This is a genomic window from Bradyrhizobium sp. 138 (assembly GCF_023074075.1).
Lineage (GTDB): Bacteria > Pseudomonadota > Alphaproteobacteria > Rhizobiales > Xanthobacteraceae > Bradyrhizobium.
Map to the genome: position 1 here is coordinate 1 of NZ_JADPKT010000048.1, position 5,980 is coordinate 5,980.

General features: G+C 56.9%; 4 protein-coding genes and 1 pseudogene. 3 read left to right on the forward strand and 2 right to left on the reverse strand.

The features are described from left to right. The coding region (locus IVA79_RS17925) for a hypothetical protein (protein ID WP_247554967.1) at window positions 1–224 on the forward strand (224 nt) is incomplete at its 5' end. A 201-nt stretch (window positions 225–425) separates the two neighbouring features. Here the strand turns inward: IVA79_RS17925 and IVA79_RS17930 are convergent. Together IVA79_RS17930 and IVA79_RS17935 are read right to left on the reverse strand one after the other, a co-directional pair. After that, on the reverse strand, window positions 426–1,184 hold the full coding sequence (locus IVA79_RS17930; RefSeq protein WP_247554968.1) for a hypothetical protein: 759 nt from the start codon (window positions 1,182–1,184) through the stop codon (window positions 426–428). Beyond that, window positions 1,171–1,779, reverse strand: coding sequence for a hypothetical protein (locus IVA79_RS17935; protein WP_247554971.1), 609 nt, complete (start codon window positions 1,777–1,779; stop codon window positions 1,171–1,173). Before IVA79_RS17935 ends, IVA79_RS17930 begins: the two co-directional genes overlap by 14 nt. Window positions 1,780–1,927: 148 nt before the next feature. On the opposite strand from IVA79_RS17935, the gene IVA79_RS17940 reads away from it, so the two are divergent. Together IVA79_RS17940 and IVA79_RS17945 are read left to right on the forward strand one after the other, a co-directional pair. Continuing rightward, a complete protein-coding gene (locus IVA79_RS17940; protein WP_247554973.1) occupies window positions 1,928–2,455 on the forward strand; it encodes an RNA ligase family protein in 528 nt (175 codons plus the stop codon). A 1,459-nt stretch (window positions 2,456–3,914) separates the two neighbouring features. Beyond that, window positions 3,915–5,980 (forward strand): annotated as a pseudogene (locus IVA79_RS17945) (hypothetical protein); the annotation flags it as partial.

Consider the following 5,980-nt stretch of genomic DNA (forward strand, 5'->3'; position numbering starts at 1 on the left):
CGAACCGTTCAATCTGTGCACTGAACTTATTGCTGTCCATAAGGGCTGTTACACAGCACTCCTCCCAACCCGGCAAGACGGCCCTCACCGGAGGGAGACTCTACCTGTACACAGTCTCGCACCTTTACGGCAGTCGGAAGGGTGGCTTTGCTGATGCTTACTCGGGCATTCTGAAGGAATTCAATCTATTTCCGACACGCTACAAAGTCTGGCCGCTTAACTGAGTTCATGTTTGCGCGATTCGCATTTGGCTTATCGTTGGTTGAAAATTCTGCTTCGGTGCGTGCTTTCACAGCGACAGGCGCGAGGAGAAGGCCGGTGCGGTGTAGCCAGCCGTCTTCTATTCCGTGGATTAGCATCCAGGCTGCGTCGTCAAATCTCGTTACGTTCAATGCCGACTCGGTAGGGGCTTTGATAAGGTTCGATTAGGTCAGCGCCAACACCACGTTGTTGACCAGCTCGCTCACCGTATCGTCGGCTTGATGCTGAACCACAACCACGGCTGATGGATGTGCAACGATGTTTCGTCGGTCCAGCTTGTCCTTCAATATTTTGAAGATATTGGAATTGATAAGGTTGGCGCTGTTGCAAATCTCGATGACCTGCGACTCCTTTAGCTCGTCCATGAACTCATCGTATTTGCTGATTTTGAGCTGCGTCATCTTTTGGTACCGCTTTGAGATGGCAGCATTGAAAGCATCCAGCCGTGCCTGGTCCTTCAGAATCCAGTCCAGCAAGTGAGCGTAAGCGAGATTCCAGGTCATGACGATGCACGCCCGGAACGCCTTCGAGCGGTAGCAGGTCAGGGCCTCCTGAAGGAAAGCTCGCTCTTCAACGGAGGGTACTTTCGCCGGCAGGTCGGTTAGGATTTTATCTACAGCAACCACGCTTTGATGAACGCCGTACTTTGCATCAAACTGATTTCGCACTGGACGCGTCAGCTTGAAGCCCTGCTTCTCGCGAACCAAGTCTGGCGTGTTGTAGCTGGCCATTCGCATCAGAGACTGGCCTATGTTCTCTTTGGTTACGAGATGAAGCGTCTTGTAACACGCGCGAATGTGGTCGGAGTGGAAGTGCTCCTTCCCCTCATGCGTGTGAAGGTACCAACCGATCAGCTTGATCTTTTCCCTTGGTGGCAGCTTGTCAAAGCCCACCACCTGGTCCACGAATTCACTCAGCGCCATTGACAAGCTTCTTATTCACGTAGTCGAGCCCGATGTGATTGATTTCGTAGTGACCGCGTTCCGGTGTCGTGAAGAATTTGCGCCCCTTCAGCTCGCGCAACGGCTGACCGAAGTCGTTGATGGCGGTGGACCAACCGATTGACCGGAAGCAGGTGTAGATATGTCCATCAGTGACGATGGGCGTGCTGCGGTGTTCGGCAAGCCAAGCGGCGGCGATCATGAACTTCTTATGCTGGCTGCCGTCGTCCTTGCCCTTGGCGAAGTCCGCTAATGAGACCGGCGCGTGCATTTCGATCTCGACTATGTCGGGAGCCTTGACCTTGCGCACCGTCTTCTGGCGCGGCGCAGTCGGCGTCACATCGACAGTATCGAGTTCATCCTCAACCTCGTCCAGCACCTCAACTTCGGCAGGCTCGGAGTGGCCGTTTGCTGGAGTGGAGGCCGGAAGCCTCCTCACCACGGGCGCACCTGCCGGGCCACGCAAGGCGTTAGTGATCGCCTGCGTGACCGACTGAATCTGGTCGTCCGCAATCTCGGCGTCGAACATAATGAACTTGATCCGGGAAGTCCCGGTCGGCTTCGTCGGCTTTGCCATTACTCGGTTTCCAAACTAAAGGGGCGAATCGCACGTTGTTTCTTGCCCATCCCGTATCCATGGGTTGTGAGCACCGAGCAAGGGGAAAGCTTTTTTGTTCCGTTTATCCGACCTATCCGCTTGACTCTATAGTTCTTGTTTTCTTCTATTGGGAAAAACCCCACGTTCGCCCGCGGGCGAGGGCTGGATCCACGAAATCAAATATGACGGCTACCGGGTTCAAATCCACGTCGATCGGGGGGCGGCAAAAATCTTGACGCGCAACGGCCACGACTGGACCAAACGGTTCTCGGCTATTGCCAGCGCCTTCAGGCTGAAAAGTCAGACCATCTTCGCCGGGGAGGTTGTCGTCGTGCATGAGGGCCGCACCAATTTCTCCGAGCTGCAGGCGGACCTGGCCAAAGGTCGGCAGGAACGGATGCTGTTCTACGCCTTCGATATCCTCTTTCACAACGGAGAGGACCTTCGGAGCAAACCGCAGCTCGAGCGCAAGGGGGTTCTCAAAGAGCTGATAGACATGCTCGACCCTCCCGTTCTGTACAGCGACCATCTCGAAGGTGACGGCTATGAATTATTCGAGGCCGCCGCGAGGCTGAACTACGAGGGCATCGTATCCAAGCGTGCGGATGCGCGGCGGGCCGCTGTCGCGCGTTCGGACGTGGAGGAAGTCTGCTAGCGCGGCTTCAGCGAGCTTGCGATCCGCAGTACCCGTTGAACGCTCGCGGCTGCGTCCGGCATCAGACCAGACGATATAGAAACATTCCCTTTTTTGAGGAAGCGAAGGCGCGGTCCCTGGTTTCGTCGCGGCATGGTTGCACCGTGTTTTCAATAATAAAATTTCGATAGCGTCTCGCGGAACGACCAGCCGCGAACCGACCTTGATATGCGCGATCTTTCCGCAAGCGATCAGCCCGCGAACCTGAGCCTTCGTCAGGCCGAGCACATCAGCCACTCGCTGCGGAGTTGCCAGAATTGGCAGATCTGAGATCGATGGTTTCATCGCGTTGCGCTGCATGTTCAAACCTCCCCCGCTCCGCCAGCTTGGCCAACTGCTGTGCGACTCCTTTGACGATGAAGTCCAGCAAGAGAACCGTCGCGCCTCCCTTTGTCCCCGAACCAGCCATGCTGGCCGTTCCGGTCGGAAAAAAATATCTGCTCGAAAAGTGTCTTCTTCCGATCGACACGCACGACTGCGGCGGTGCCGTCGCGGTAGGCACAAAGGGCCGTCCACGCGCCGCCGCCATAGAGTTCGCCTGGCCCTCGCTCGTAGCCCGGCGCCTTGAGAGGATTGCACCGATCGGAAAAAGTTGCCAGGCAGCGCTGCAAGCAGGTTTGGGACGCATACCCAGGTCAACCAGCCTCGCCGCAATGGCCATCTGCAGAACGCGACGCGGAAAGAGCAGCGCCGTCGCTCCCCGTCCCCTCGCAGGCCGATCTGTCCTTCTGAGCGGAAGCCATTCCTTCTTTATCCATGACTGTGCAGTGAAGAGCTTTAGATTGGGAATCTCGCGACGGCGGCGCCGATCTCGATGTGTGCACCCGGGGCGCCGCCGCATGACCGGCCCGTCCGTCACCAAAATTTGGCGATAGCTCATTTCCGGAGCCGGCTCTGCGATCGGGGTTGAAGTCTACGTAGCGTCAGGTTGTACAGTCCGAATCATACATGCGGTGAAGCTTCATGATCGGAAGGAGAGGCTTCAATGTCCTAAGAGCGCAGGTGCGTTGGAGTATTGATTGTGCAGGCACGGCCGGCTGGTTGTAACTAATGTGGGGACATTGAACTGAAGACGAAGAGAGTTTGCAAGGGAACTTCTCAAACCCCGGACGCCTTCCAACAGCAATGGGGCGGCCCAGTTTCGATCGCGGTGTGGCCGCATGCCCTTCTTGCCTGGAAGGGGGAGGCGGCACCATGGCTTTTGGACCGTGCGAGTATTTGGTTTCGTTGGTTTAAGGTTTGGCGATAGCTCAGCTGTTGCCCAGGAATCCGGGGCGCTCTTCTGCGGCAATGCACGAGCTCGGAGCGCGCGCGATAACGGTCCCTTGTTGTTCAATTGGCGATCTTGACGTCTAGCTTTTCGCGCCGGTGTCGCTGCCAGGCGGCTTTGAAGAGTCGTCTCATCTAGTAGGAGAGTGGTGTGGAACCGATCTATAACGATCCGAACTATTGGATGCGCTGGCACGCCGAGCAGCAGGAGCTGCAACGTGCGGGGCAAGAGGCCGACGTCGACCCTGCGGATCAAGCTGGCTTCGAGCAGCAATTGGGCGAGCTGCAACTCCGCTCTCCTGAGGAGAGTTCGGGGGGTAGTTCCCCCGACACTCCAGCCGCACGGTCGCATGAAAACATCCAGCGTACGGATGTTGGTGGTTCGATGCGAATGCCGCCAAGGTCCAATCTGCGGAACAATTCCTTCAGCAGCGCGCGTCACAGCGTCGATGTTCCGCACGCTCATCTTGGCTCGGCTGCAAATAATTACCGGTCTGACTTGCGGGAGCGGCCATTCAGCAGCATGCGTTACGCAGCGCCCTCGGAGGAACAACCTACGGCGCGGACGAAGGACAACAAGCCCCGTGGACTGTTCTCTCGGGTCAAATCAGGATTAAGCAAAGTCTTTGGAGGAAGCCACCGTGAGAAGTGGTCCGGCGGCCCAGCGTTTGATGTCGTCTCCTCGGAGCTTCGCATCGACTTTGCAAAGCGCAGTCGTCCGTCCGAGGCAGACCTGGAGCTGATTGAAGAGTTCAAGACGGCATTCAGCGCGAACCGTAACGCGAAGACGATCGAGAATTATGTGAGGGCTCTTCGAATGTTCAGCGAATTCCTCCAACCCAAAGGCGTCGCTCTGAACGACCTGCTTGGCAATGCTGAGCTGCTGACAGCCTATAAAGATGAATTTAGGAAGGTGGCGAGCGCCAATAACAGGGACCGTGTGGGGTCAGCCTTGGACGCACTCCAGAATTTCCAGGCTGGACATATCCGCCGCAGCCTGGGGGGTAGGCGAGCGCAACCGTTGCACCCGCAGGACGAGCGGCTGATTGAAGAGTTCAAGACGGCATTGGGCAGCGCGAACCGTAACGCGAAGACTATCGATAACTATGTGAGGGCTCTTCGAATGTTCAGCGAATTCCTCCAACCCAAAGGCGTCACTCTGAACGACCTGCTTGGCAATACTGAGCTGCTGACAGCCTATAAAGATGAATTTAATAAGGTGGCGAGCGCCAATAGCAGGAACCATGTGGGGCCAGCCTTGGATGCACTCCAGAATTTCCAGGCTGGAAATCCCATATCCGCCCCAGCCTGGGTGGGTACGCGAGCGCAACCGATGCCCCCCCAGGGCGAGATGCACCCCCAGGACAAGCGGATGATCCGCCAGTTCGTGGAAAACGTCAAAAGCTACAGAGTTGCTCCCGATGGTACCAGAGGCCGCGGGACTGGAACGGTCCCCCCTGGTACGATCAAGAAGAATATGACGGCGCTCAACGCGTTTGCCCGTTGGCTCCGAGCGCAGAACAAGGATCCCCTGGCTCGGGCGTTCAACGATCCAACGTCGCTCGCCGACGACATCGACCAGTACGTCGAAGCTGGCGGCGATCATCGTGATCGCCTCAGTACGGCATTGTCTCATCTCCGCAGGACCGGGGCTGGTGAAGGGCTCCAAGCTGCCGGGGCCGGGCCCCGCCTGATGGGGCGCGAAACATTGGCGGCTCATCCGGAGGACGTCTACATCATCGATGACTTTCTGACGGACGCTCTATCCAAGCTTGGATCCGACGCGACTCGCAAGGAGAAAGCCGAAGCTTCGACGGAGGCGTCCAGGCTACGCTTTTTTAGTGATTGGCTTCGAAGAGAGGGCAGGCCGAGCATCAAGGACCGTATCGACGGCAATGCTGAGCAGCAGTCGTCATTGAGAGCAGATTATTCGGCGTTCTACAAAGCCACAAAGCGGTTCGCCCCACTCGATCTCTTTCGACAATACCTGGGTCTCGAGCCCCAACAACAGCCCCAACAACGACTTCGTGCTTATGACGATGACGCCAGCCTGATCGAGAGCCTGGCTAAGGAAGAGCTGAGAAAACTCGACCCAGCTTCCGAACAGAGAAGAAAAATAATTCGTAATACTGCTTCGGCCCAACGCAAGTTCAGTGATTGGCTCCGCACACAGGGTAGGGAGAGCATCGCGAGCCGAATCAACGGCAATAGTGAGCA